This window comes from Acinetobacter sp. YH12137 (assembly GCF_013418535.1).
In the GTDB taxonomy this organism is placed as follows: domain Bacteria; phylum Pseudomonadota; class Gammaproteobacteria; order Pseudomonadales; family Moraxellaceae; genus Acinetobacter.
The window spans coordinates 25,487-49,817 of the sequence record NZ_VPBW01000020.1; the positions used below are offsets into that span (position 1 = coordinate 25,487).

At 43.4% G+C, this 24,331-nt stretch carries 24 protein-coding genes; 12 read left to right on the plus strand and 12 right to left on the minus strand.

Going from position 1 to position 24,331, the window contains the following annotated elements:
* On the plus strand, positions 1 to 1,764 hold the full coding sequence (gene yidC / locus FTU72_RS10675; RefSeq protein ID WP_005233126.1) for a membrane protein insertase YidC: 1,764 nt from the start codon (positions 1 to 3) through the stop codon (positions 1,762 to 1,764).
* A 91-nt stretch (positions 1,765 to 1,855) separates the two neighbouring features.
* A complete protein-coding gene (gene mnmE, locus FTU72_RS10680; protein WP_125279429.1) occupies positions 1,856 to 3,211 on the plus strand; it encodes a tRNA uridine-5-carboxymethylaminomethyl(34) synthesis GTPase MnmE in 1,356 nt (451 codons plus the stop codon).
* A 43-nt stretch (positions 3,212 to 3,254) separates the two neighbouring features.
* On the opposite strand, the gene FTU72_RS10685 is transcribed toward mnmE, so the two are convergent.
* Positions 3,255 to 4,400: an MFS transporter gene (locus tag FTU72_RS10685; RefSeq protein ID WP_180052822.1), complete on the minus strand. Its 1,146-nt coding sequence runs from the start codon at positions 4,398 to 4,400 to the stop codon at positions 3,255 to 3,257.
* Between the two features lie 172 nt (positions 4,401 to 4,572).
* Complete coding sequence (locus FTU72_RS10690) at positions 4,573 to 4,836, minus strand: metal/formaldehyde-sensitive transcriptional repressor (RefSeq protein ID WP_180052812.1); 264 nt, start codon at positions 4,834 to 4,836, stop codon at positions 4,573 to 4,575.
* A gap of 56 nt (positions 4,837 to 4,892) precedes the next feature.
* Between FTU72_RS10690 and dmeF the strand changes: the two genes are divergently transcribed.
* Together dmeF and FTU72_RS10700 are read left to right on the plus strand one after the other, a co-directional pair.
* Positions 4,893 to 5,828: a CDF family Co(II)/Ni(II) efflux transporter DmeF gene (gene dmeF, locus FTU72_RS10695; RefSeq protein ID WP_180052811.1), complete on the plus strand. Its 936-nt coding sequence runs from the start codon at positions 4,893 to 4,895 to the stop codon at positions 5,826 to 5,828.
* A 136-nt stretch (positions 5,829 to 5,964) separates the two neighbouring features.
* A complete protein-coding gene (locus FTU72_RS10700; RefSeq protein WP_180025583.1) occupies positions 5,965 to 6,663 on the plus strand; it encodes a DsbC family protein in 699 nt (232 codons plus the stop codon).
* 78 nt (positions 6,664 to 6,741) lie between these two features.
* On the opposite strand, the gene FTU72_RS10705 is transcribed toward FTU72_RS10700, so the two are convergent.
* The 5 genes from FTU72_RS10705 to FTU72_RS10725 form a co-directional block, all read right to left on the minus strand.
* Positions 6,742 to 6,999, minus strand: coding sequence for a GlsB/YeaQ/YmgE family stress response membrane protein (locus tag FTU72_RS10705; RefSeq protein ID WP_034171345.1), 258 nt, complete (start codon positions 6,997 to 6,999; stop codon positions 6,742 to 6,744).
* Positions 7,000 to 7,174: 175 nt separating this feature from the next.
* Positions 7,175 to 7,702, minus strand: a complete 528-nt coding sequence (gene hpt / locus FTU72_RS10710) for a hypoxanthine phosphoribosyltransferase (RefSeq protein WP_004780337.1) — start codon at positions 7,700 to 7,702, stop codon at positions 7,175 to 7,177.
* Between the two features lie 211 nt (positions 7,703 to 7,913).
* Positions 7,914 to 9,233 carry a guanine deaminase gene (gene guaD / locus FTU72_RS10715; RefSeq protein ID WP_180052810.1) on the minus strand — a complete coding sequence of 440 codons (1,320 nt, stop codon included), beginning with the start codon at positions 9,231 to 9,233 and terminating at the stop codon, positions 7,914 to 7,916.
* Between the two features lie 255 nt (positions 9,234 to 9,488).
* Positions 9,489 to 10,454, minus strand: a complete 966-nt coding sequence (locus FTU72_RS10720; protein WP_180052809.1) for a TerC family protein — start codon at positions 10,452 to 10,454, stop codon at positions 9,489 to 9,491.
* Positions 10,455 to 10,785: 331 nt separating this feature from the next.
* On the minus strand, positions 10,786 to 11,979 hold the full coding sequence (locus FTU72_RS10725; RefSeq protein ID WP_180052821.1) for a sugar transporter: 1,194 nt from the start codon (positions 11,977 to 11,979) through the stop codon (positions 10,786 to 10,788).
* Positions 11,980 to 12,271: 292 nt separating this feature from the next.
* On the opposite strand from FTU72_RS10725, the gene FTU72_RS10730 reads away from it, so the two are divergent.
* Positions 12,272 to 12,559 carry a GNAT family N-acetyltransferase gene (locus tag FTU72_RS10730; protein WP_180052808.1) on the plus strand — a complete coding sequence of 96 codons (288 nt, stop codon included), beginning with the start codon at positions 12,272 to 12,274 and terminating at the stop codon, positions 12,557 to 12,559.
* On the opposite strand, the gene FTU72_RS10735 is transcribed toward FTU72_RS10730, so the two are convergent.
* Positions 12,552 to 12,905 carry a hypothetical protein gene (locus FTU72_RS10735; RefSeq protein WP_005233077.1) on the minus strand — a complete coding sequence of 118 codons (354 nt, stop codon included), beginning with the start codon at positions 12,903 to 12,905 and terminating at the stop codon, positions 12,552 to 12,554. The two genes, FTU72_RS10730 and FTU72_RS10735, sit on opposite strands and share 8 nt — an antisense overlap.
* Before the next feature lie 202 nt (positions 12,906 to 13,107).
* Here FTU72_RS10735 and FTU72_RS10740 point away from each other — a divergent pair, with 202 nt between their 5' ends.
* The gene (locus tag FTU72_RS10740; protein WP_180052807.1) at positions 13,108 to 13,578 is read left to right on the plus strand and encodes a BLUF domain-containing protein; all 471 of its coding nucleotides are present in this window, start codon (positions 13,108 to 13,110) and stop codon (positions 13,576 to 13,578) included.
* A 59-nt stretch (positions 13,579 to 13,637) separates the two neighbouring features.
* On the opposite strand, the gene FTU72_RS10745 is transcribed toward FTU72_RS10740, so the two are convergent.
* The 3 genes from FTU72_RS10745 to mpl form a co-directional block, all read right to left on the minus strand.
* On the minus strand, positions 13,638 to 14,165 hold the full coding sequence (locus FTU72_RS10745) for an alcohol dehydrogenase catalytic domain-containing protein (protein ID WP_341121572.1): 528 nt from the start codon (positions 14,163 to 14,165) through the stop codon (positions 13,638 to 13,640).
* Positions 14,166 to 14,183: 18 nt separating this feature from the next.
* Entirely contained in the window at positions 14,184 to 14,327 is a 144-nt protein-coding gene (locus tag FTU72_RS16525; protein ID WP_180052806.1) for an alanine acetyltransferase, read from the minus strand.
* Between the two features lie 345 nt (positions 14,328 to 14,672).
* Complete coding sequence (gene mpl / locus FTU72_RS10755; protein WP_180052805.1) at positions 14,673 to 16,037, minus strand: UDP-N-acetylmuramate:L-alanyl-gamma-D-glutamyl-meso-diaminopimelate ligase; 1,365 nt, start codon at positions 16,035 to 16,037, stop codon at positions 14,673 to 14,675.
* A gap of 241 nt (positions 16,038 to 16,278) precedes the next feature.
* Between mpl and FTU72_RS10760 the strand changes: the two genes are divergently transcribed.
* The 4 genes from FTU72_RS10760 to FTU72_RS10775 all read left to right on the plus strand — a co-directional run bounded on the left by FTU72_RS10760 (position 16,279) and on the right by FTU72_RS10775 (position 20,479).
* Positions 16,279 to 16,620 carry a DMT family protein gene (locus FTU72_RS10760; protein ID WP_180052820.1) on the plus strand — a complete coding sequence of 114 codons (342 nt, stop codon included), beginning with the start codon at positions 16,279 to 16,281 and terminating at the stop codon, positions 16,618 to 16,620.
* Between the two features lie 197 nt (positions 16,621 to 16,817).
* Positions 16,818 to 17,330 (plus strand): 5-(carboxyamino)imidazole ribonucleotide mutase, encoded by a 513-nt coding sequence (purE, locus tag FTU72_RS10765; RefSeq protein WP_004780321.1) that lies wholly within the window; start codon positions 16,818 to 16,820, stop codon positions 17,328 to 17,330.
* A 28-nt stretch (positions 17,331 to 17,358) separates the two neighbouring features.
* Positions 17,359 to 18,480 (plus strand): 5-(carboxyamino)imidazole ribonucleotide synthase, encoded by a 1,122-nt coding sequence (locus FTU72_RS10770; RefSeq protein ID WP_180052804.1) that lies wholly within the window; start codon positions 17,359 to 17,361, stop codon positions 18,478 to 18,480.
* A 703-nt stretch (positions 18,481 to 19,183) separates the two neighbouring features.
* The gene (locus tag FTU72_RS10775) at positions 19,184 to 20,479 is read left to right on the plus strand and encodes a lytic murein transglycosylase (RefSeq protein ID WP_218947521.1); all 1,296 of its coding nucleotides are present in this window, start codon (positions 19,184 to 19,186) and stop codon (positions 20,477 to 20,479) included.
* 105 nt (positions 20,480 to 20,584) lie between these two features.
* On the opposite strand, the gene FTU72_RS10780 is transcribed toward FTU72_RS10775, so the two are convergent.
* On the minus strand, positions 20,585 to 21,712 hold the full coding sequence (locus FTU72_RS10780; protein WP_180052803.1) for an anhydro-N-acetylmuramic acid kinase: 1,128 nt from the start codon (positions 21,710 to 21,712) through the stop codon (positions 20,585 to 20,587).
* A 63-nt stretch (positions 21,713 to 21,775) separates the two neighbouring features.
* Between FTU72_RS10780 and tyrS the strand changes: the two genes are divergently transcribed.
* Complete coding sequence (gene tyrS / locus FTU72_RS10785; protein ID WP_161792066.1) at positions 21,776 to 23,008, plus strand: tyrosine--tRNA ligase; 1,233 nt, start codon at positions 21,776 to 21,778, stop codon at positions 23,006 to 23,008.
* A 496-nt stretch (positions 23,009 to 23,504) separates the two neighbouring features.
* Positions 23,505 to 23,795 (plus strand): hypothetical protein, encoded by a 291-nt coding sequence (locus FTU72_RS10790; RefSeq protein WP_180052802.1) that lies wholly within the window; start codon positions 23,505 to 23,507, stop codon positions 23,793 to 23,795.
* Positions 23,796 to 24,331 lie beyond the last annotated feature (536 nt).

The following is a 24,331-nucleotide window of genomic DNA, read 5'->3' on the forward strand; positions in this document are numbered from 1 at the left end:
ATGCAACAATGGGCCAGGATTGCAATTCTCGGAGCCATGTTTGTTGTCGCATATTTGCTCATTTTGGCGTGGCAAAAAGATTATGGCAATGCTGAAACCAAACCACAGCAAGAAGCTGCGGTTGTTTCACATGAAGTATCTGCAGATTTGCCAAATGCTCAGACGGCGACGACCGCCTCTGATCTGCCACAAGCAAATATGCCAGCGCAGCAAGCAACGGATGCCACCGCACCTGTAAGTCAGCAGCTTATTTCAGTACAAACTGACCTTTATCATCTTTGGATCAATCCTAAAGGTGGTGATATTGTTCGTGTTGAATTACTCAATCATGACAAGAATAAAGACAGCGATGAACCGTTCGTTATGCTGGAAAGCGATGCGAAACGGACTTATGTCGCTCAGTCGGGTCTGATCGGTCTGAATGGACCGGACAGCAGCCGTAATGGCCGTCCAACCTATGAGTTGGAAAAAACGGCTTATACACTGGCAGATGCCAAAGCCGCTAAAAATAAAGATGGCGAAACTGTCAAAGTACTTTCTGTACCTATGGTCTTTAAAACGGCTGATGGTGTAGAAGTCATTAAAACCTTCAACTTTACTGAAGGTGAATATCCGGTAGTTGTGAATCACAAAGTGGTCAACCGCAGCGGCCAGACCTGGCAAGGTCAGATGTTCGGTCAGATCAAACGTGACAATTCCGAAGATCCAGGTAAATCTGATCAGGGTATCTTCACACTGGGAACGTTCCTGGGCGGCGCTTGGGGTACACCGGATGAAAACTACAACAAGTTAAAATTTGACAACTTTGTTGAAGAAAAACTGAATACCGAAGCCAAAGGTGGCTGGGTTGCAATGGTTCAGCACTACTTCGTGAGTGCCTGGGTGCCAGGTAACCTGAAATTGACTCAAGCCAATGGTGAAGCCTACAGTGCGAAGCTGGAATCACGTAAATCAACTGATAACATGAATATCATTGGTTTTACTTCTCCAACTTTCAATGTGCCTGCAGGCACCGTAGCTGAAATCGATGCGACCTTCTACTCTGGTCCAAAAGTTCAATCGGAGCTGAAAGACCTAGCGACTGGTCTGAACCAGACTGTAGATTATGGCTGGTTATGGCCAATTGCCAAACTGCTGTTTGTTGGTCTTGAGTTCTTCCATGGTCTAGTGGGTAACTGGGGTTGGGCAATCATCCTGTTAACCGTACTGGTGAAACTGATCCTGTGGCCATTGTCGTCGAAGAGCTACCGCTCTATGGCGAAAATGCGTGTGATTGCACCTGAAATGCAACGCATGAAAGAAGAGTTTGGTGAAGACCGTATGCGCTTCTCTCAGGAAATGATGGCACTGTACAAACGTGAGCAGGTGAATCCACTTGCTGGCTGTTTACCATTGTTACTGCAAATGCCAATTTTCCTGGCACTGTACTGGGTATTGATGGAATCTGTAGAACTGCGTCATGCACCATGGATGTTCTGGATTCAGGATTTATCTTCAATGGATCCTTGGTTCATCCTGCCATTGATCATGGGTGCGACCATGTATATTCAGCAGATGCTGAATCCGCAGCCAACTGATCCAATGCAGGCGAAAGTGTTCAAGATTATGCCAGTGATCTTTACAGTATTCTTGCTGTTCTTCCCGGCAGGTCTGGTGTTGTACTGGATTGTGAACAACTTGATCACGATCTTGCAGCAAACACTGATCAACAAGTCTGTTGCCAAAGACCGTGCTAAACGCGATGAGGCAACACCAGTCAACTAAGTTGTACTGATGGGCTGAATAAATCCGCTTAAGATGGTAATCTTGAGCGGATTTTTTTTGCTGTACTTTTAAGTTTTTCTAGGTGAATGTTATGCTCGACCGAACTACGATTGCTGCGATTGCAACTCCCCCAGGACGTGGCGGTGTAGGTGTCATTCGCCTGTCAGGTCCCAAGTCTTATGAAATTGCCCAGGCCTTGAGCCAAAAAGATTTGCCCAAAGCCCGTTTTGCCGGGTTCCGTCAGTTCTATGATGCAGCCGGTGAAGTAATGGACGAAGGTCTGGTGATCTGCTTCCCGAATCCGAATTCCTTTACTGGTGAAGATGTAGTAGAACTGCAAGGTCATGGTGGCCCGGTGATTCAGAATGCCCTGTTGGGCCGTTTGCTGGAACTGGGTGCCACTGCAGCCAAAGCCGGTGAATTCTCGATGCGTGCCTTTGAGAATGGCAAGCTGGATCTGGTACAGGCTGAAGCCATTGCCGATCTGATTGATGCGACCTCCCAAGCGGCTGCCCGGTCTGCAGTCCGTTCTCTACAAGGGGCATTCTCGACTAAGGTCAATACGGTATTAGAACAGCTGATTCATTTGCGTTTGCATGTCGAAGCGGCGATTGATTTTCCTGAAGAAGAAATCGACTTCCTGGCGGATGGCAAGATTTTAAATCTGCTGGATGGCGTGGCGAATGCCGTCACTCAGGTTCAGCAATCTGCACGTCAGGGTCAGTTACTGCGCGAAGGTCTACAAGTGGTGATTGCCGGTAAACCGAATGCAGGTAAATCTTCCTTGCTCAATGCCCTAGCAGGTAATGAACGTGCGATTGTGACCGATATTGCCGGGACAACCCGTGATGTATTGCATGAAAAGATCACATTGAATGGCTTGCCGATTACCCTGACCGATACTGCTGGTCTGCGGGAAACCGGCGATATCGTGGAAAAAGAAGGTATTCGCCGCGCGATTAAAGAAATTGAACAGGCCGATCTGCTGTTGCTGGTTTATGACCTGAGCCAAGGTGATGACCCATTACAACTCGCTCAAGAATATTTTGCCGAGCATCTCGAGCCAAAACGTCTGATCCTGATTGGGAATAAAGCCGATTTGACCGGTGCCGATGCTGTCATGGGGGATTTTAAGGGCTTCCGTCACATTACCGTTTCAGCCAAGCAAGAAACTGGCGTTCAATCGCTCATAGATGCGATTACGGCGCATGCAGGCTTCCAGCCTGAAGAAGATACCTTTATTGCCCGTACCCGCCATTTAGACGCAATGAAGCGCACTCAGATGTACCTAGCTGAAGCCCGTGAGCAACTTGTAGTGTATAACGCAGGTGAACTGGTCGCAGAGTCTTTACGTCTGGCACAGAATGCGCTGGGCGAAATTACGGGTGACTTTAGTGCGGATGACCTGCTGGGCAAGATCTTTGGATCGTTCTGTATTGGAAAATAATCCTTAAGTTATATAAAAAAGCCCTCAAATGTGGGCTTTTTTATTAGGCTTTTAGCTGCAATTTTTGATGCCATAACCAAAGGATTAGACAGAGTGCACTGATCGCCACACAGAAACTGATCACGGCAAATCCTAAGCCGAAGTGATCAGCCAGATACCCCACCGCGATAATCGGCACAATCGTGCCCAAATAGCCAATAAACAGGTAAGTCGACATCACGGCTGCCCGATTTTGCAAGGTTGTGATCGCATGAATCACACCGAATGCGCCCATTAAGGCAAAACCATGTCCAATCCCGAATAAGATATCACTGGCAAAGAACAAGATACTTGCTTTAAGGATCATACAGAGCGCAAGACTAACCAAGCTCACCAGCATAATCATCAGGCCAATATTCAGACATTTCTTTGCAGGAACAGCTTTAGCAAAGAACTGCACCACAGCAGAAATCAGCAGAATACAGGTAATGGCGGTACCGCTGACCAAAGGACCATGCCAGGGCAAGATATCCTGCACAAAAGACGGTGACAGTGAAGCAAATAAACTGAAAGCAGCAAAGGCATTAAATGCAGTTAATCCCACAATCATGAACACAGCATGATACTGAGGTTCAGGACACAGTAATTTCGGTGCAATACTAAAAGGCTGACGTTCAAAAGCAGGGGTTTTTAGCCAGAATAATCCGACAAAACACAGCACTGCCCCAAGAATAATTGGGAGGTATGGAGTAATTAATGGAGCTTGAGAAAACTGCGCAATTACCCCACCCACAAACGGCCCCAAACCAAAACCTATAGCCGTCAGAATCGATACCAGTTGTGGTGCAAGCTGCTTATGAGTTTCTGGAATGGTTTGCATCATGCCTAGCATTGCTGAAGTGGTCATCAGACCTGAAGCAATACCAATGATAAAACGACCCACCGACAAAATCAGCGCATTCTCGGCAAAGACTGAAATGACCAAGCCAATGCTAATAAATACCAGACCAATTTGCAGGGTTCTTAAGAAACCAATCGTGTTGCTGGTACGTCCCAGGAATAACAAGGTACCCAGACAGCCAAACATATAGGCGACAAAAATATAGGTAATCTGGCTTGGGGATAAATGCCAGATCTGTTGATAAATGGGATAAAGCGGACTTGCCAGTGCTGTACCGATGGTACCCATAATCAATGCAAGACTGACCATGGCGAAAGGTCGCCATGAGATATTTTCTGTCATGTAGCTGCCGTAAAAGTTTCACCACACTTTAAAAAGAATGATGTGGAAGAAAGAAGAGAATGGGTGGCAGTGTATCGGTTAGATGAAAAAGCGGTCAATTATCTTGCTGTAAAGAAAACAAAAATGTTGAACTAAACAATTAGCCATAACGCTTTAATAATTTTAAAAACTCAGCCAGTTCTTCTTCATTGACTGCAGCTTCTCCAATGACATGCTCTCTTAAATGGGTTTCGATCAATTCATTCATCAAACCGTTTATGGCACCTTTAACGGCTGCAACCTGTTGCAGGACCTGAATACAACCTGCTTCAGGATTCAGGAGAGACTGCTCTACAGCGTTCATCTGACCTTGCAAGCGCCGTACCCGGTTTAATATTTTTTTATCATCATGTACATGACTCACCACAAATCTCCAAAAATAAATATACTAGGGGGGAGTATTAATAACAGTTCCCTTTTATGCAAAAACATACCGCCGATTCGCACAGCCATCAATTTGATGAAGGTAATCCACTCGCACAGAAAAAGATTCTGTTTGCCACGATTCTGACCGCCGTCATGATGGTGCTGGAAGTATTAGGGGGATGGATCTTCCAGTCAATGGCTTTGCTTGCCGATGGCTGGCATATGGGCTCGCATGTATTGGCCTTGGGACTAGCTTACTTTGCCTATAAAGCGGCCCGCCATTATGCGAATGATCCCCGCTTTAATATGGGTACTTGGCGGATTGAAATTCTGGCCAGTTATAGCAGTGCAATTTTATTGCTTGTAGTAGCCGGTTTTATGGCGATTCATTCAGTAGAACGTCTATTTTCGCCAGTTCAGATTCATTATAGCGAAGCCATTCCAATCGCGATTTTAGGACTATTCATTAATCTGGCCTGTGCCTGGTTGCTGCATGATGATGGGCACCATCACCATGATCATCATCACGGACATTCCCATCACGAGCATGATAATAATCATGGTCATCATGACTTGAACCATAAAGCGGCCTTTCTGCATGTGGTTGCTGATGCCGTGACTTCTGTTCTGGCCATTATTGCCTTGTTTGCTGGAAAATATATGGGCTGGGATTTTCTCGATGCAGTACTGGGACTGGTCGGCTCAGTCCTGATTGCACGCTGGGCGGTTGGCCTGCTAAAGCAAAGTGCCAAGACTTTACTGGATGCCGATATGGATGCCCCAGTGGTCGAAGAAATACGTGAAGTCATTGCTGAATATGGGAACGACCTACACTTAACTGACCTGCATGTATCGAGAGTCGGTAAAGGTAAATTTTCCTGTTTTGTTGCCGTTCAAACAGGAATCCCTATTAGTGCTGATCAAATCCGTGAGGCGATCTCTATTCATGAAGAAATCGTGCATATCTCGGTAGAAGTCAATCAGCATTAAAGGGTCAATGTTCCACGTGAAACATAACTGATTGATCAGTTCGATTTGAACATCAGGCTACATAAAATAGTCAGAATTTTCTTTTTAAAAAGACTAAAATCGAAACACATTTAACTTGGACCTGAGCAGGACATTCATGCAAATAAGAAATATGCTGCTGGCTTTGACCCTCTTCCCTGGCCTTAGCTTTGCCAATGTGGATACAGTTAAAGCCAATCTGGCAAAAAACAGTCCCAACCTGAAAATTGAAAATATTCAGCCCACCGAAATGAAAGGAATCTATAGCGGTTCCATGCAGGGGCAGATTGTCTATCTGAATGAAGATGCCCAGCATCTCCTAGCTGGTTCAATGTTCCGTATTCAGGACCAGCATAATCTGACTCAGGATTTATTACTCAAACAAAACAGTGTCGACTGGAAAAAGTTACCGCTTCAGGATGCGATTAAATCAGTCAGAGGGACAGGAAAACGTCAGCTTGCCATCTTTTCTGACCCAAATTGCCCGTATTGTAAACAACTTGAAGTAGAGCTGAAAAAACTCAAAGATGTCACGATTTATACCTTCATCCTGCCTTTAAAACAGCAGTCAATTGCGCCATCTAAACAGGTTTATTGTGAAAAAAATCCTGCCCAGGCTTGGGAAGACCTGATTGGTCAAGGTATACAGCCTAAATCGAAAAAGAGCTGTGCCAACCCGATTGAACGTAATAAACAGCTGGCACAATCACTCGGTGTAAATGGCACACCAGCGATTATTTTCTCGAATGGTTTTAAAGTCATGGGCGCTCAGCCAGCAGAACAGATTGAACAAGGTTTCAAAGAATTCGGCCTGTAAAATTCTGACTATGCTCAATAAAAAAAGAGCACCTATCTAGGTGCTCTTTTTATGAAAGAAACTTATTCCAAGCAGGGCTTAGATTCGTTTACGTTTGGTCACCATATTATAGATAAACAGGATGACTACGGCACCAATCACTGAGGCAATAAAGCCTGCGGCAGAATCTTGGGAATACAAGCCCAGCATACGTCCAGCAAAGGTCGCAACCAGTGAACCGGCAATCCCCAGCAGGGTCGTAACAATGAATCCAGCCTTGTCATCACCAGGATGAATCGCGCGTGCAACCAGACCCGCAATAAAACCCACCACAATCGCAACGATAATTGACCACATCAGCATACTCCTTGTTATCATGTCTTTGTTTTTACGTCATGTTTATCTTGCGGCAAGAAAAGCACTGAAAAAAGTCATGTCCTGCAACGGGCTGTTGCGTTTTTGTTTGCTGTGTTACTGAAATGATTCAAGAAATAAAAAAAGTGGCACGAAGCCACTTCTTTTAAACCGGTTCTTAAAGGCCGATTTCACCAATAAATGGAATATGACGGTATTTTTGATCATAGTCCAGACCGTAACCAACAATGAACTTGTCTTCGACTTCAAAGCCCAAGAATTTTACTTCCAGCTCGATTTCACGACGTGAAGGTTTGCTCACCAAAGTGCATAGTTCAATTGAGTTTGGCTGACGGGTTTGCAGGATTTCCAGGACTTTGCTTAAGGTATTACCTGAGTCAATAATATCTTCAACCACTAGCACATCTTTACCACGGATTTCACCGTCCAGATCTTTCAGGATTTTGACATCACGGCTCGAAATCGTACCGCCGCCGTAGCTGGATACAGTCATGAAGTCGAGTTCATGTGGCTTGGTAATGGCACGACACAAGTCTGCCATGAAAATCACTGAACCGCGTAACAAACCGATAAGTACAAGCTCTTTGTCACTATTGGCATAGTGTGCATCGATTTTAGCACCAAGCTCTTTGACTTTAGCTTGAATTTCTTCAGCGGAAATCATTACGCTCATTTGAACGGTCATGGGTAGATACCTAAAAAATAAAAATAGCAAAATAAAAAAGGTGTTGACCTGCAACACCTGAATTGCAGCAATTTTAATACATCCTTGCTTGAGATGCACCTGTTTTACTTGCTGTAAATGTAATCAATTTTTGGGCTGCTGTGAATCTCTCTTCAGCGCAAAGGCACAGACAGCGACGATTGCAGCCAAAATGATCCTGCGCTGACGCGATTTATTGGGCTTTGACATAGACAGCCTGTCCATAGACATAGGTTGCTGCAATATTACGGTCATCCCCCAGCATGGTCAGTGCAAAAAAGGTATCTTCAATATTTTTGGCCCTGCTCTGGCGTAGTTGTTGTAAAGCGGTGGCATTAAGATCCAGCACCACAAAGTCTGCTTCTTTGCCCACATTGAAATTCCCCAAGCGGTCATCCAGACTTAAGGCTTTCGCACCACCTAGGGTCGCATGATATAGCGACTCAAAAGCCGAAAGTTTTTCTCCTTGCAGCTGTTGTACTTTATAAGCCTCATTCAGGGTTTGTAGCTGGTTAAAGGAGGTTCCTGCCCCGATATCGGTACCTAAGCCGACTTTCACGCCTTTATCCCAGGCTTTCTTCAGCGGAAATAAACCGCTACCCAGGAACAGGTTTGAGGTTGGACAGAAGGCAATCGCAGAGTCGGTTTGATGCATACAATCCCACTCCCCTTCTTCCAGATGCACACAATGTGCAAATACGGATTTAGCGCCGGTCAGCCCATAATGATGATAGACATCCAGATAGCCTTCACGTTCCGGAAAGAGTTCTTTTACCCAGGCAATCTCATTTTTGTTTTCACTGAGATGAGTATGGATATAAACATCTGGATATTCGACTTTTAACTGCCCTGCTTTTTCCAGCTGTTCAGGCGTTGAGGTCGGAGCAAAACGTGGCGTAATCGCATAAAGATTACGTCCTTTACCATGCCATTTCTCAATCAGGGCTTTAGAGTCGCTATAGGCAGATTCTGCAGTATCCGTCAGGGCTTCAGGTGCATGGCGGTCCATTAGCACTTTACCGGCAATCAGACGCATATTCTGTGCTGTAGCCGCTTCGAACAGTGCTTCTACCGAGGCTGGATGAACGGTACAGAACACCAAAGCTGTGGTTGTACCATTTTTCAGCAATTCCTGAATAAAGAACTGTGCAATTTTCTGGCTATACGCCGGATCCTGAAACTGGATCTCAGTCGGAAAAGTATAGGTATTTAACCATTCCAGTAGCTGTTCCCCATAAGCACCGACCATTTCGGTTTGCGGGAAATGGATATGGGTATCGATCATGCCCGGAATGATGAGCTGTTCAGGATAATGAGTAACATGCAGACCTTCAGGAAGCTGCTGCTGACCTTCCTGCCAGGAACCAAACCACTGGATTATTCCATTTTTTATGATGAGTAAACCATCTTCTATATAACGCACTTGGTCGTGAATTTCACGTGCTTGGGCAACTGTATTCTGGATATCGAGGAAACGACCGCGGATGGCTGTCGTTGCAATGTGAGAAGACATTGAAAACCTGCACTTTGTAATTTTTTCGATTGATTGTAGCTGAAAAGTTCTACCTTGTAGGGGAAATACGCAACTAAAAATCTCCAAATTTTAACAATGCAAAATAGCAGCCAAGATCAGAGTAATTATCACGAGATATTTAAATAAGACTTAAATAAATAAAATGATGTTCATTAAAGTAGCCAAAACGATCACTGGCCTGAAATAAAAAAAGCCCGCATTTTGCGGACTTATCAGGAATGACGAAGCAATTATTTATAGCGCTGTTTCATTGTATTTTTTGCTATGACGGATTGATAACCATGCGGTAATCGTCAGCACAATGACAATAAAGCTCAGGGAAATCCAGATCGGCATATGGAATACTTCCAGCATCAGCATCTTGAAGCCGATAAAGACCAGAATGATCCCGAGGCCATAAGGCAGATAGTACATTTTTGATGCAGCACCAGCGAGCAGGAAGAACATGGCACGCAGACCCAGAATCGCCATCAGGTTCGCTGTTAAAACAATAAAGGGATCGGTGGTGACAGCGAAAATGGCTGGGATCGAGTCTACCGCAAAGATCACATCAGAAGCTTCCACCAGAATCAGCACCAGAAATAATGGCGTTGCCCACAGGACACCGTTCTGATGCACAAAAAATTTATTGCCACGCATTTGCGGCGTAATCCGGATATGTTTGCGTAGCCATTTCAGAACTGCCATATCTTCAATATCGGTATGCTCTTCTCCTTGGCCGCGCAGGAATTTAAAACCGGTATAAACCAGAAAAGCACCGAAGATATACAGAATCCAGGAGAATTCCTGTACAAACCAGGCACCAATAAAAATAAAGATTGTTCTGAGCACAATTGCACCCAGTACACCATATAACAGCAATTTACGTTGTAGCGCTGGTGGAATGGCAAAGGCGGCAAAGATCATCAGCCAGACAAAGACATTATCAATTGCCAAGGATTTTTCCAGCAGATAACCGGCAAAGTATTCCATGACCTTGGTATTGGCAATTGCCGCACCTACAGTCTGCTCCAGATACAGCCATAATCCACCACCAAATAAAGTCGCGACACTGACCCAGGCGATACTCCAGTAGGCAGCGGTACGGACTTTTACTTCCTGACCATGCTGATGTTTAAAGCCGACAAAATCGATCACCAGCATGACGGCGACAATTGCGAAAAAGACAAGATACAGCCAGAGCGTACCAATTGTTTCCATGTGAATTCTCCACATCGGACGACTGGCCATAAAAAAACCTTGACCAGCTGCCAGATGAAAAACATCTATAACAACATGATCAAGGTCTTGCCTACATCTTTGTGCTCTACTGGAGGAGATCCAGTGGCATTTCAAGATGCTCAGATACCGACTTTTTGCAAAGTGTAATGACGATATTCTGACACGTTTAAAAACTGAAATTTCATTTTTAAACGTTTGGAGGAGGCTACTCCCCTTGTTCAAACTCAATTCTGTTTGAGCAATTGCTCAATATCAGATGAGCATGACAGATTTTATGCATAATCACAAATTATTTTACAAAAAGCAGCGTTTAATCAGCGGCTTTGGGCAAAAAGTCTAGGCGCTGAACCAAATAAAGACTAAGCAGAAATCCAAGGATCGCCAGCCCGGCTCCGGCCCAGCCAATGCTCGATAGTCCAATCTGAAGCGTGACTATACTGCCAAGCAAAGCTCCTCCGCCAATACCGACATTATACAGGCCTGAATAAATGGCCATGGCAACATCTGTAGCATCTGCAGCCAGATTCAGGGTTTTAGATTGTAGGGCCAGGCTGAAACCAATGATGCTCAAACCCCACAGCAGAGATAAGCCAGAGAGGCCTGTGACTGTGTTCGACAGTGGTAATAACAGCAGCATGGAAATAACCAATCCAAAAGTAAAAGCAGGAATAGTCATTTTTGGGAACTGCGCAGCAAAACGGCCAAACAGATAGGAGCCTAGGAATCCTGCCCCGCCATAAACCAGAAGTAAAGTTGTGGTCTGGGCTGAATCAAAGTGGGCGATATTCAGGGAAAACGGTTCAATATAACTATAAGCAGTAAATTGCGCCGTAATCACCAGAATAGTGAGGGCAAAAACTAGCATCAGGCTGGGACGTTTGATCAGGCTTTTTAAGCTGCTGAGGGAGCCTGAATTGACACTTGGAAGCAATGGCAAGGTTTTGGCCAGAATCAGGCAAATGATCAATGCGAGACACGCAATCAGGGCAAAACTATTACGCCAGCCATACGCCTCACCAATCATCCGGCCAAATGGAATACCGAGCACCATCGCCATCGCTGTTCCTGTGGCCAATAAACCAAGTGCCTGAAACTCTTTACCTTTCGGTGCAACCCGAACCGCGAGTGAAGCGGTAATCGACCAGAACAAGGCATGTGCGATGGCAATCCCTATCCGACTGATCACCAGCGTGCTAAAACTCCAGGCAAAATAGGACAGCACATGACTTAAAATAAAGACCGCAAAGACCAGCATCAGTAGAAAACGCCGTTCTATGGCTTTAGTGAGCAGCATGATCGGAAGAGATAGTAGGGCCACGATCCAAGCATAAATGGTCAGCATGATGCCGGCCTGAGTGGCGGACATGGCAAAGCTTTGCCCGATTCCACTCAGTAATGCCACAGGAATAAATTCAGTAGTGTTAAAAATAAAAGCCGCGCAGGCTAAAGCGATGACACCAATCCATTGCTTGGTGACGGAAGAAGCGGAAGATGAGTCAGACATACGAAGTTGCATGCAAAAAGATGCTGCATTCTAATCCTGTCTTTCTGAATTAGGGAGTAGTTAAAATTAAATTTTTGGGGTGACATGCGATGACTCAAACTGCATCACCCTCAATCAGGCAAAATAGAGAAATAAAAAGTTATCAATATTTGAAAAAATTCACAGGAAATGATGAAAGAAAATAAAAAATTTAATCTAATATTAAAAACTTAACAATAATTCATATTATTTCTTGAGGAAGATGTTTTAAATTAAATAAACCAATAATTTTATCAAGGGATCAGCCTTCAGTATGGACATTCAACATCAAGATTCAAAACGCGGCGGTGTATTTTTTATGGAGGAAGATGGTCGACGTCTTGCTGAAATTACATATCAGTGGCAAGAAGCATCGACCATCGTGGCTGATCATACCTGGGTAGATAATTCCTTACGTGGTCAAGGCGTAGCACGCAAAATGCTGGATGTGCTGGTCGACTTTGCCCGCAAGAATAGCTTAAAAATTATTCCCCAGTGTTCCTATGCAGATGTCATGTTTAAACGTGATCGCAGCCTACAGGATGTTGCAGCTGCTATTTAGCAATTGAATTAAACTTATCCAAGATAGAGATATGTTGTAATTTGCCCTTAAGTGCAGGTACAGAAATATGCTGCAGCAGGTTATATACGCCATAACCTGCCATCAGGCCTATGCTGTTCCATAACACTTCTTCATATTTGCCTAACAGCGTAAGTATTCCCATCATCAGGCTTACGCTGATATAAAAAAACATACGACGGCGAACAAACTGTAAAAGCGTCCAGCCTATAAAAACTGAACTGAGCAGAATGTTGGTTTCGGTCGTCAAGGCCAGTTCATTCAGCATAATCAAAAGCATAAAACATATACACAACAACGCTACAGTGAAAATCAGATCTTTTAACATCAGGTTTCACTCCTTCATTATTATTGCTATATATCTGAAATCATTGATTTCCTCTCAGGAGGTAATTGTTAGAATTTTTCTTTGGAAAAGCAAACCTAAAACAATGTAAGCAAAAACGGATATTTGCTTAAAAAATGATCGACTTAAATTGAAATAATTGATTAAATTATGCTTTTAATTCTTTCTTCAGTGAGATGACCTTATGCTACAGCTTTGCTACGCCAGTGAGCGGATAGAATCTGAACAAGAGTTATTACAGGATCTTAGCGATATATTATCTGTAGCGAGAAAATTCAATAAAGCTCATCAGATTAACGGGGTTTTATATTATTCCCACGGCAAGTTTTTTCAATGTCTGGAAGGTGAAGCGGACGTGGTAGAAAATCTGTTTCAGAGTATTTGCCGTGATCCACGCCATCATCAGGTGCTTCGCTTTCAGGATGCAACGGTAGAACGTCCACATTTCTCGGAATGGTCGATGAAATATGTACATAAACATAGTGAAATTTCTTCTTTATTTTCACGTTTAGGTTTAGGCCAATTTGAACCTCATGCACTGCAACAGGAACAGCTGGGTGGATTCCTGGAACTGCTCTATCGTCTGGATGAAAATCAGGCCAATCTTGCTTCTCCTCAAGGTTATAAACAGCGTGGTTATATTCCCTATTTTTAATTGATGCTAAAAAATAAAAAAGTCCGCTATGCGGACTTTTTTTTGTTGTCGATAATGATTTAAGTCATTTCAATCATGACCTTTTTGGCAAATTCTAGCTGGTTGTCATCTACATCGACCATGATGATATTGGCTGGAGAATAAAACTGGGCAGTGAGCAAGGCACTCATGCCAATCGGGCCGGCACCGACAATCGCCACATTGTCCCCCGGTTTGACCTGACCATATTGCACACCAATTTCATGGGAGGTCGGCAAAATATCGGAAAGAAAGACCGCAACATCTTCATTCAAACCTTCTGGTAAATGATAGAGAGAAGTATCGGCAAATGGAGTTCGGACATATTCGGCATGAGTGCCGTCAATCATATAACCCATAATCCAGCCACCCTCGTTTCTACAATGGGCATACAGCTGTTTCTGGCAGTTTTCACAGGTGCCGCAGCGGCTGACACAGGAAATAATCACCTGATCGCCCTTTTTAAAGTTTTGAACTGCGGAAGCGACTTCTTCCACAATACCAACACCTTCATGACCGAGAATCCGGCCATTAAAGCTGCCGGTTTTTTCTTTTGCAACCTCCTCAATTTCGGGGTTTTTACCTTTCTATATCCTGAGGTCAGTACCACAAATGGTGACTTTGCTAAGTTTGATAATGGCATCAGTAGGTTGCAGAATGTGGGGAATGCGACGTTCTTCAAAGTGGATATCATTGGCGCCGTAATAAACCATGGCTTTCATTGTTGTCATGACAGATCTCCTAGGGGAATGAGGGTCTGAACAAGAGGGATAAAGCTATTTTTTGCTGCCTTTACAGCCTGGAAAATCATCAGGAGGGTTAAAGATAAAAGAGGATCGAAATGCTGTTGTTCTTATTGATTGTGCCTAGGGCACTCAAAGACTGCAATGAGTCTTATGTCCAGATTGCAACAAAAGATAATGAAAAGAAAAAAGATAAATTTTAGCTGTTTTAACATTGAAATAAGAAAGTTGATTTGAACTTGGATGAGGGTCTATTTTCTTAAAAAAGATAGAAAGCGAATTTAATTTTTAAAGTAAAAAAGCCCGCTATTACGGGCTTTTTTATATAAATTTTTAAGCTTTTAAAGCACTAATCAGTTTTTGATGCAGACCGCCAAAACCACCATTGGACATGATTACCACCGCATCGCCCTCACCTGCTTCAGCCACTACGGTCTGGATAATCTCATCCAGAGTACGTGCGACTACAGCTTTATTTGGCGCAGCATTAATTACCGGTTGCAGATCCCAATCCAGACCTTCCGGTTGATACCAGATCACCTCATCGGCCAGACGCGCGGAATGTGCCAAACCATCTTTATGGCTGCCCATACGCATGGTATTGGAACGTGGTTCAATAATCGCCCACAGCTTACGTTCACCGAGACGCTTGCGTGCGCCATCAAGGGTGGTATCAATCGCGGTTGGGTGATGGGCAAAGTCATCATAGACTTCAATGCCGCGTACAGTGTCCAGCAGTTCCATACGGCGCTTAACACCGCCAAAGTTTGAGAGTGCTTCACAAGCCGTTTCAATAGAGACACCGACATGTTCAGCAGCAGCAATCGTGGCTAGTGCATTGGCTACACTATGCTGACCCGTCATATTCCATTTCACTTCGCCTTTCACGATACCATGTTGCAATACCTTGAAGTGAGAACCATCTTCTGAAAGCTGTTCAGCATAAAGCTCAGATTTCTCATTGGTGTCTAATGAAGTGCGAATAACAGGTGTCCAGCAGCCTTGCTCTAACACTTCATCAATATTTGTTTCAGTAATTGGCGCAATAATGCGGCCTTCACTTGGAATGGTACGCACTAAATGGTGGAACTGTTTCTGGATTGCTGCCAGATCATCAAAGATATCGGCATGGTCAAATTCCAGATTGTTCAGAATCGCAGTTTTAGGATGGTAATGCACGAACTTGGAACGCTTGTCGAAGAAAGCAGAATCGTATTCATCGGCTTCAACACAGAAGTATTTACCGCCACCTAAGCGCGCACTTTCAGAAAAGCCAAGCGGGACACCGCCAATCAGGAAGCCAGGTTCTAAACCGGCCTGATCCAGTACCCATGCCAGCATGGTGGTGGTTGTGGTTTTACCATGGGTACCGGCCACACCTAAAACGTGTTTACCTTGTAGCACATGATCTGCCAGGAACTGCGGACCTGAAATATAAGGCAGACCTTCATTCAGCATATATTCCACGGCATCAATACCACGTTTCATGGCATTGCCGACAATCACCAGATCCGGATGCGGCTGTAAATGGCTATGGTCATAGCCCTGCATTAAAGTTATGCCTGCATTTTCCAACTGGGTCGACATCGGTGGATAAACGTTTTGATCCGATCCTGTCACCTTATGGCCTAGATCACGTGCCAGTAATGCCAGTGAACCCATAAAGGTGCCACAAATACCCAAAATATGCAGATGCATCTACTTCACTCCATTTTGCCTGACACATCACTTTGTACTGGTGCTGTTGCCATGATTTATTCGATTTGCAAGCAACGATAGCAAGGCTTTGACCGAAAAGATAGTCAAAGTTCAAGCATTCCTGCGGGATTTTTTAAATCCTGTTTCACAGACAAATTCAGGGAAATTTTCAAGCTTCCGGAATATCTTTTGGCAAAATAAATCGTAAAATAAGCCCGAACTTTTTGCAGAGTGCATGCAGATGCTACCGGCTCTCTTTCTTCTGGTGATTGCTAACTGTTTTATGACCCTGGCCTGGTATGGACATCTCAAATTCCTGCCGCATGATGCACCGCTGTGGCAGGCGATTTTATTTAGCTGGGCCATTGCCCTGTTTGAATATAGCCTGATGATTCCAGCGACTAAATTATTAGCCCAACAGGGACTGGCGGTGGGTCAAATGAAAATTACCCAGGAAGTCGTCACTCTACTGGTCTTTGTTCCCTTTATGATTTTCCTGTTCAAACAGCCGTTTAAACTGGATTATTTATGGGCATCCCTATGTTTGTGTGGCTGTGTCTATTTTGTATTCCGCAGTTCCTGAAATCATCTACTAGCCACTACTTCCCTATTTTTATTCCAGTTTTTAAGAATCCGCTAAAAAAATAAGAAAAATCGAGCCTTGCTTTGACCGTTAAATTTTATGAAGCTGAAAAATCAGTCTATAATATGCATTCCTATTCAAGCTTGGCTCTCTCGTCGAGATTTATCTTTCTTACTTTAATCTCTGGAAAATTTGCAATGAATGCGGCTGCTGCACAAGATACTCCTCTCGTAGGTATTATCATGGGTTCTCAATCAGATTGGGCAACTCTCGAACACACTGCCAAAATGCTCAAGCAGCTTGGTGTCCCATTTGAAGCCGAAGTCGTTTCTGCACACCGTACCCCGGACCGTCTGTTTGAATATGCTGAACAAGCGCGTGATCGTGGTATTCAGGTGATTATTGCCGGTGCAGGTGGGGCAGCGCATTTACCAGGTATGTGTGCAGCCAAAACTGATTTGCCAGTACTGGGTGTACCTGTCAAATCTTCGATCTTAAATGGTGTCGATTCATTGCTTTCTATCGTGCAAATGCCAGCGGGTATCGCCGTAGGAACATTGGCCATTGGTCCTGCCGGTGCAACCAATGCAGCCATTATGGCAGCACAGATTTTAGGTTTAACCCGCCCAGAGATCGCAAAAAATGTCGCAGATTTCCGCGCGGCACAAACCGAGAAAGTCGCAAGTAACAATATTCCAGGTCAAATGTAAGTCCAAGCTTAATACGGGATCAAACACAATGGATAAAACCATCGGTATTTTTGGTGGCGGCCAGCTAGGCCGGATGATGGCACAAGCCGCACTACCTCTAAATATTCAATGTACGTTCTTTGAAGCCAATACGGACTGCCCTTCTGCGGCTTTGGGTCCGGTTTTCTCAACCAAAGCTGTAAATGGCTTGCAGGATTTCATCAATAGCGCAGATGTCTTCAGCCTGGAGTTTGAAAATACACCATTGGCTGATGTCGATGTTTTAACGCAAAACAAAGATCTACATCCGCCACGTCAGGCATTAGCCATTGCACAGCATCGTCTGTCTGAAAAAGCCCTATTTGATGAACTGGAAATTCCGGTTGCACCGTATAAAGCGGTGACTTCACTGGAAAGCTTGCAGGCGGCCGTTGCTGAGCTTGGCTTGCCGATTGTGCTGAAAACCTCTCGTGGTGGTTACGATGGTAAAGGTCAGTTTGTTTTACGTTCAGCCGATCAAATTGATCAGGCTTGGGCGGAACTCGGCCCTGCGGGTGAACTGATTGCCGAAAGTTTTGTGACTTTCTCACGTGAAGTATCCATCATTGCGGTACGTGGTCAAAATGGTGATGTCAAAACTTGGCCATTGGCGGAAAATCATCACCACAACGGCATCCTGTCGCACTCGATTGTTCCGGCACCCAATAGTGCGGATCTGCAGCCAGTCGCGCAAGACTACATCACTCGCTTGCTGAATCACTTAAATTATGTGGGGGTATTGACCCTTGAGCTGTTTGTGACAGATAAAGGCCTGTATGCCAATGAAATGGCACCACGTGTGCATAACTCTGGTCACTGGTCAATTGAAGGTGCTGTCTGCTCGCAGTTTGAAAACCATGTTCGCGCCGTAGCCGGTCTGCCGCTGGGTTCAACTGAAGTGGTGCGTCCAACCGTGATGGTGAATATTATAGGTCAGCATCCCAAATCTGAAGAAGTCTTGGCTTTAGAAGGTGCCCACCTGCATCTGTACAACAAAACAGAACGCGAAAGTCGCAAGATTGGCCACATCACTTTGATGCCAACTGATAGTGCTCAGCTGACCAATTTATGCCGACAACTGGCGAAGATTTTACCAAATCCATTGGCATTGAGCGAAGATATGACCATCTAAGCTTTAAGCTGCTGATAAAAAAAGCGATCACTTCGGTGATCGCTTTTTTATTTGTGCAGATTCAGGCATGATTGCGCCTCTTTAAAAATCCCCTGCCATTGGTCGGATCATTTTTAAAATCAATTGCTTATAAATTAATCAATTGAGTATAAATATAATAATTTAATTCGCTGCTATTTTGGTCTGAATTCTGGGTTATTCACTTGTGGATAAACTTAACATTGAGTTTGAATTTAAAACTGGAAATAGATTTTGAATTTAAATTCATAAAAATAAATTCAAATTTAAAAATGAACTTTGAATTTAAACTTCGCTGCTTAAATATGAATTCAAATTTAAAAGCTGATCAATGAATTCAAAGTTTTGAATTTAAAAATAGGTACTCCTAATAAAAATGAATTTAAAATAGAAATGCTATATACCAGAAGCCTTTGGCTGATTGAGCAGTCCTGATCTAAAGACAAGTTATCCACAATAAATTTTTAAATTCAAAAGTAATTTCCTGGGTTTTGAATTTAAATTTAAAAATGAGCCTGATTTGAATTTAAAATGGACTTGTGGATAAGTTTTTAAATTTAAAAGCTACAAAATGAATTCAAAAGTGTAGGAATTATGAATTTAAATTTACGTATTGGCGCTTTAATTTTCATCCTGAACTGCTAAGGTAGAAACATAATTCAAAATCTAAATATTTAAGGGTCTTATGCAACGGCTTGCACTTTTTGTTGGTTCTTTGGTTTTAGCTGCTACACAGGCACAGGCAGAACTGATTATTAATGGTCAGCGTGTGACATCAACGGATATATCCTCTGTTCCGAGCAGCCCCGTCAATTATGCGTCCCAAAATAATTTTCAGAATTGTCTTGCCAATTTGCGCAGTCAGGCGATTGCACAAGGCGTAAGTGGTTCAACCTACGATCGTTATACGCAAAATTTAACACCCGATTATTCTGTGATTGAAAAGTTGAATTATCAGCCTGAGTTTTCGACCCCAATCTGGGATTATCTGTCCGGACTAGTGGATGAAGAACGTGTACAGCTGGGTCGACAAAAACTACAGCAACATCGTGAGGTATTAAACCGGATTAGCGCAGCCTATGGAGTGCCGGCAGAAACCATCGTAGCCGTATGGGGCGTAGAAAGTAATTTTGGAGACATTTCCGGGAAATATCCTTTATTACAGTCTTTGGGTACTTTGAGTTGTGAAGGTCGTCGTCAAAGTTATTTCCGTGGTGAGTTCTTCACCACTATGAAACTGTTACAGCGTGGTGATGTCTATGAAAGCCAGCTCAAAGGTTCATGGGCAGGCGCATTTGGTCACACCCAGTTTATGCCATCAACCTATGATGAACTAGCGGTAGATTTTGATGGGGATGGTCGTCGTGATTTAGTCGGGAGTATTCCTGATGCACTGGCTTCTACAGCCAATTTCCTGAAAAAACGTGGCTGGCAGACTGGCCAACCTTGGGGCTTTGAAGTAAAAATTCCACAAGGCATGTCTGTTGCAGGCGAAAGCCGACGCAATAAAAAATCACTGAATAGCTGGATGAACCGTGGTGTGGTGCGTGCTGACGGTACTCCGCTATTGCAGGGCAATTTATCAGAATCTTCTCAGGCTGGTTTGTTGGCACCTGCAGGTGAAAATGGCCCGGTATTTTTAGTCTTTAAGAATTTTGATGCCATTTATAGCTATAACGCAGCAGAAAGTTATGCTTTAGCGATTGCACATTTATCTGACCGCTTACAAGGTAAAGGAAGCATCCAGGCAGCTTGGCCAACCGATGATCCGGGTACGTCACGTGCGGAACGTCGCGAGATCCAGCAATTCCTGTTAAACCGTGGCTATGATATTGGTGCGGTGGATGGTTTGATTGGAGATAAAACCCGTCAGGCGATTCGTCAGGAACAGAACCGTCTGGGTTTAAGCCCGACCGGTCGTGCAGGACAGCAAATCCTGCGTGCATTTAGAAATGAAAATGCCAAACTAATGATGCGTTAGGAAGAATTTAGACATGATCTAAATATAGTTCTTCATTATAAAAAAAAGGTCTGCAAATATGCAGACCTTTTTTTATGACTATATATAGTGAGCTTAAAGCTGCTCTTATATAGAGGTAATTGTACCCAGAACACGATAACCTGATGCACCTGTCACAGCCGGCAGATTGCCGCTGAGTTGATTCATAAAACGCATCGCCAGCCAGGCAAAAGCTGTGCCTTCTACCCAAGTCGGATTTAAGCCAAGATCGGCTGTGGTTTGTACGCTCCAGTGATGTTTACGCAAACGCCAGCGCAACTGTTCCAGTAAATGCGAATTATAAGCACCACCGCCACAGACATAGACTTCACCGGTATCCAGACCAGAACGGTAAATGGCTTTTTTAATTGCACGGGTCGTGAGCTTCATTAAGGTTGCCTGAACATTTTCTGGGGTATCTTCAAGTTCATCGTATTGAAGATCATTGCGCCAGTCGGCAATTTGTTCATCCAGCCATTCCAGGTTGAAGTCTTCACGGCCGGTACTTTTGGGCGGCTCTTTGGAAAAATATTCGTGTTCCTGTAGGCGATCCAGCAGGCTGCGGATCGGGGTGCCATAAGCCGCCCAGTTGCCATTTTCATCATAAGGTTGGCCGGTATAGCGTTCACACCAGGCATCCATCAGGATATTGGCAGGGCCTGTATCAAAGCCATAGACCTGATCCGATTGACCTGCCGGCAGAATACTCACATTGGCAATGCCGCCCAGATTCAGAATCACACGGTGAATACTGTCATGCTGGAAAATATCTTGGTGAAAAGCCGGAACTAAAGGCGCGCCTTGGCCACCAGCAGCCAGATCCCGACGACGGAAATCGGAAATGACCGGAATTTGGGTGATTTCGGTAATAATATTTGGATCACCGATTTGCAGGGTAAAGCCATGTTCGGGGCGATGGCGGATGGTCTGACCATGCGATCCAATCGCCTTAATTTGAGATCGATCTAAATTATTTTCTTTAATCAGCGTATTGATACCATGACCAATCATCTGTGCCAGTGCGACATCAGCTTTGCCCATGCGATCGATTTCATTGTCATCTGGCAAAGTTAACGCCATCAGTTCATCACGAAGATCGGGATCAAAAGGCAAGGTGAGGGTAGCATGAAGCTGAAGTGGATCAAAAGAAGCAGCAACAATATCGACACCATCCATGCTTGTGCCGGTCATTACCCCAATATAGATCGCTGTCATGATTATTCTTAAGCCTGCAATGTGCTGAAAAAGTGTTAGTATATCGCACAAATTGTATAACTGATCTATTTGGATTTTGTGATGTCAAATTTCCTGCCGGCTGAAGAACAACTTGCCCTCATCCAACGAGGCACCCACGAAATTATTTCTGAAGAAGACCTTCTGAAGAAATTAAAGCAGAATCGTCCTTTAAAAATTAAAGCGGGTTTTGACCCAACTGCACCGGATCTGCACCTAGGTCATACAGTTTTAATCAATAAATTAAAAGTATTCCAGGACTTGGGTCATGAAGTGTACTTCCTGATTGGTGACTACACTGCGATGATCGGTGACCCGACTGGTAAAAGTGCAACCCGCCCGCCATTGTCACGTGAGCAGGTGTTAGAAAATGCAAAAACCTATCAGGAACAAGTATTTAAAATTCTTGATCCAAACAAAACCAAAGTCGTGTTTAACTCGGAATGGTTTGCACAAAAAACTGCAGCTGACCTGATTCAATTGGCATCACAACAAACAGTTGCACGTATGTTAGAGCGTGATGACTTCACCAAGCGTTATAACAATCAGCAACCGATTGCGATTCACGAATTCTTATATCCATTGGTTCAAGGTTATGACTCAATTGCTTTAGAAGCTGACGTGGAGTTAGGTGGTACAGACCAGACCTTTAACCTGTTGATGGGTCGTACTCTACAAGGCCGTTATAACCAGGAAGCGCAGGTATGTATCACTGTGCCAATTCTTGAAGGTCTGGATGGCGTGAACAAGATGTCTAAATCTTTAGGCAACTATATTGGTGTATTTGATGCACCGGGCGCGATGTATCAGAAAGTATTATCTATGCCGGATTCACTGATTGAGCGTTATTTCGATCTACTCAGCTTCAAGTCTATAGAAGAAATCCAAGGCTTGCTGAAAGAAATCGAAGAAGGCCGTAACCCGCAGGAAGTGAAACGCATTCTTGCGCTGGAACTGGTGGAACGTTTCCATGGTGCTGAAGCTGCTGCTCACGCCCATAAAGGTGCAGGTAATATCATTACTGAAGGTGAACTGCCTGAAGGTACGCCAGAAGTGACCATTTCACGTGGTGAATTTGGTGGTGAGATCTTCATTACTTCAATTTTACGTGAAGCTGGCTTAACCAAAAATGCTGCTCAAGCTAAAGATGCCTTAGGCCGCGGCACTGTAAAAGTGGACTGGAAACCGGTTGATGCTTCTTTTTCTGTGAAAGAGAACGTAACTTTAATTATTCAGGCCAGCAAAAAAGCAATTGCAAAAGTGACCTTCGTTGACTAAGGCTGGTTCTAAGTTATTGAAATAAAAGCAGGCTTCGGCCTGCTTTTATTTTTTAAGTTGTATATGAATTATATAAATATAGAAATTAAAAAAAACCTTATAAAAACAACATTTAAATTTTGCCATTTGGCTTGCATTTCTGATTTTTTGTGTATAAGATTTATTCGTCTAGAGATTCCGTGAAAAGCATATCTAGAGGGTAATGATCAATAACAGACAACTCCATAATTGATCAGGTCTCTAAGTAAAGAGACAAGTAATATAATGTGAATAACTATAATAATGACATAATGGATCGGGTAAAGATTCAATTCTAAGGAAGAGATTTTGGGAGAGATCTCTTCCTTTTTTATTGGTGTTGTCTGGCTATATGTTCAATCTTCAATAAATTCAAAACAAAGATGGATGAATCAGCTGGAATTCAGGTTAAATCCATGGTGAGATGCATGAATCATTTTTGAATCTCAATCTATTTATAAAAAGAAAGGTAAATAAGGTGTATCAATACCAGACTGAACAGATGTTTGATGAAGACATCGATTTCATTTTGCGTTTTCTCTTCGAATATGAGTCTGCTGAGCAAAAACAAAAATCTTTTGATCAGGTACAGGCCTTATTTCAGCAATTAGATCTTGCCTCCCACTATTTACTCTTTTCATTAGTCAAAGAACGTTTGTCACGTCGGGCCAAATTACTGTTTGCTGCTGAAGACTATAGTGGCAAGAAAGAAGTGATTGAGGAAGTGATGCAACATTGGGTAAAAGATAGATACTCAAATGTGGCTTAACCGATTTTAATCTTCTGCTTATTCTTCTGCGCTTAAGTAAGCTTTCTGGATGATCTGAAATCTAGAAAGATCATATCCTTATTTTTGCTTCTTAAAAGCGGGTGTTAAGAAAAAATCTGTATTCAGCAAGGATTTGAATCTGCGTATTTAAAAAAAGCTCCATATATATAAGTCGGATAGAAAACAGCAAAATGTGTAACCTGATATAAGAAAGTTTCGGAAAATTCTGGATACAGCCCTTAAATTGTACGGTCTTATTTAAAAATCACAGTTTTTTGATAGTTATCAGGTCTTAATAAATTTTACTGTTTTAAATTGAATTGCAATAAATACGGCTTTTATTGAAGAAAAATGCTCAAAATTTAGATAAAAAAGCGATTTTTTAACGAAATTCGTAGAAAAAAGATACATACGTGAAAAATATAGTGAATTGGGGGTTGCAATGATTCTGAAATCCTCTAGAATGCACCCATACCGACGAGATAGACGGAAACGAACGAAACGCGAAGCGTTGAGTTGTTAAGTTTATCGAAGTT

Bases quoted from the DNA above. Each gene is read 5' to 3' on its own strand.
- FTU72_RS16525 (WP_180052806.1), bottom strand. From the start codon at position 14,327: ATGACAACAATGAAAGCCATGGTTTATTACGGCGCCAATGATATCCAC.
- yidC (WP_005233126.1), top strand. From the start codon at position 1: ATGCAACAATGGGCCAGGATTGCAATTCTCGGAGCCATGTTTGTTGTC.
- FTU72_RS10770 (WP_180052804.1), top strand. From the start codon at position 17,359: ATGGATAAAACCATCGGTATTTTTGGTGGCGGCCAGCTAGGCCGGATG.
- FTU72_RS10685 (WP_180052822.1), bottom strand. From the start codon at position 4,400: ATGGTCAGTCTTGCATTGATTATGGGTACCATCGGTACAGCACTGGCA.
- FTU72_RS10720 (WP_180052809.1), bottom strand. From the start codon at position 10,454: ATGGAAACAATTGGTACGCTCTGGCTGTATCTTGTCTTTTTCGCAATT.
- FTU72_RS10740 (WP_180052807.1), top strand. From the start codon at position 13,108: ATGCTACAGCTTTGCTACGCCAGTGAGCGGATAGAATCTGAACAAGAG.
- hpt (WP_004780337.1), bottom strand. From the start codon at position 7,702: ATGACCGTTCAAATGAGCGTAATGATTTCCGCTGAAGAAATTCAAGCT.
- FTU72_RS10725 (WP_180052821.1), bottom strand. From the start codon at position 11,979: ATGTCTGACTCATCTTCCGCTTCTTCCGTCACCAAGCAATGGATTGGT.
- FTU72_RS10700 (WP_180025583.1), top strand. From the start codon at position 5,965: ATGCAAATAAGAAATATGCTGCTGGCTTTGACCCTCTTCCCTGGCCTT.
- dmeF (WP_180052811.1), top strand. From the start codon at position 4,893: ATGCAAAAACATACCGCCGATTCGCACAGCCATCAATTTGATGAAGGT.
- FTU72_RS10780 (WP_180052803.1), bottom strand. From the start codon at position 21,712: ATGACAGCGATCTATATTGGGGTAATGACCGGCACAAGCATGGATGGT.
- mpl (WP_180052805.1), bottom strand. From the start codon at position 16,037: ATGCATCTGCATATTTTGGGTATTTGTGGCACCTTTATGGGTTCACTG.
- FTU72_RS10775 (WP_218947521.1), top strand. From the start codon at position 19,184: ATGCAACGGCTTGCACTTTTTGTTGGTTCTTTGGTTTTAGCTGCTACA.
- FTU72_RS10705 (WP_034171345.1), bottom strand. From the start codon at position 6,999: ATGTGGTCAATTATCGTTGCGATTGTGGTGGGTTTTATTGCGGGTCTG.
- guaD (WP_180052810.1), bottom strand. From the start codon at position 9,233: ATGTCTTCTCACATTGCAACGACAGCCATCCGCGGTCGTTTCCTCGAT.
- FTU72_RS10760 (WP_180052820.1), top strand. From the start codon at position 16,279: ATGCTACCGGCTCTCTTTCTTCTGGTGATTGCTAACTGTTTTATGACC.
- FTU72_RS10730 (WP_180052808.1), top strand. From the start codon at position 12,272: ATGGACATTCAACATCAAGATTCAAAACGCGGCGGTGTATTTTTTATG.
- mnmE (WP_125279429.1), top strand. From the start codon at position 1,856: ATGCTCGACCGAACTACGATTGCTGCGATTGCAACTCCCCCAGGACGT.
- FTU72_RS10735 (WP_005233077.1), bottom strand. From the start codon at position 12,905: ATGTTAAAAGATCTGATTTTCACTGTAGCGTTGTTGTGTATATGTTTT.
- purE (WP_004780321.1), top strand. From the start codon at position 16,818: ATGAATGCGGCTGCTGCACAAGATACTCCTCTCGTAGGTATTATCATG.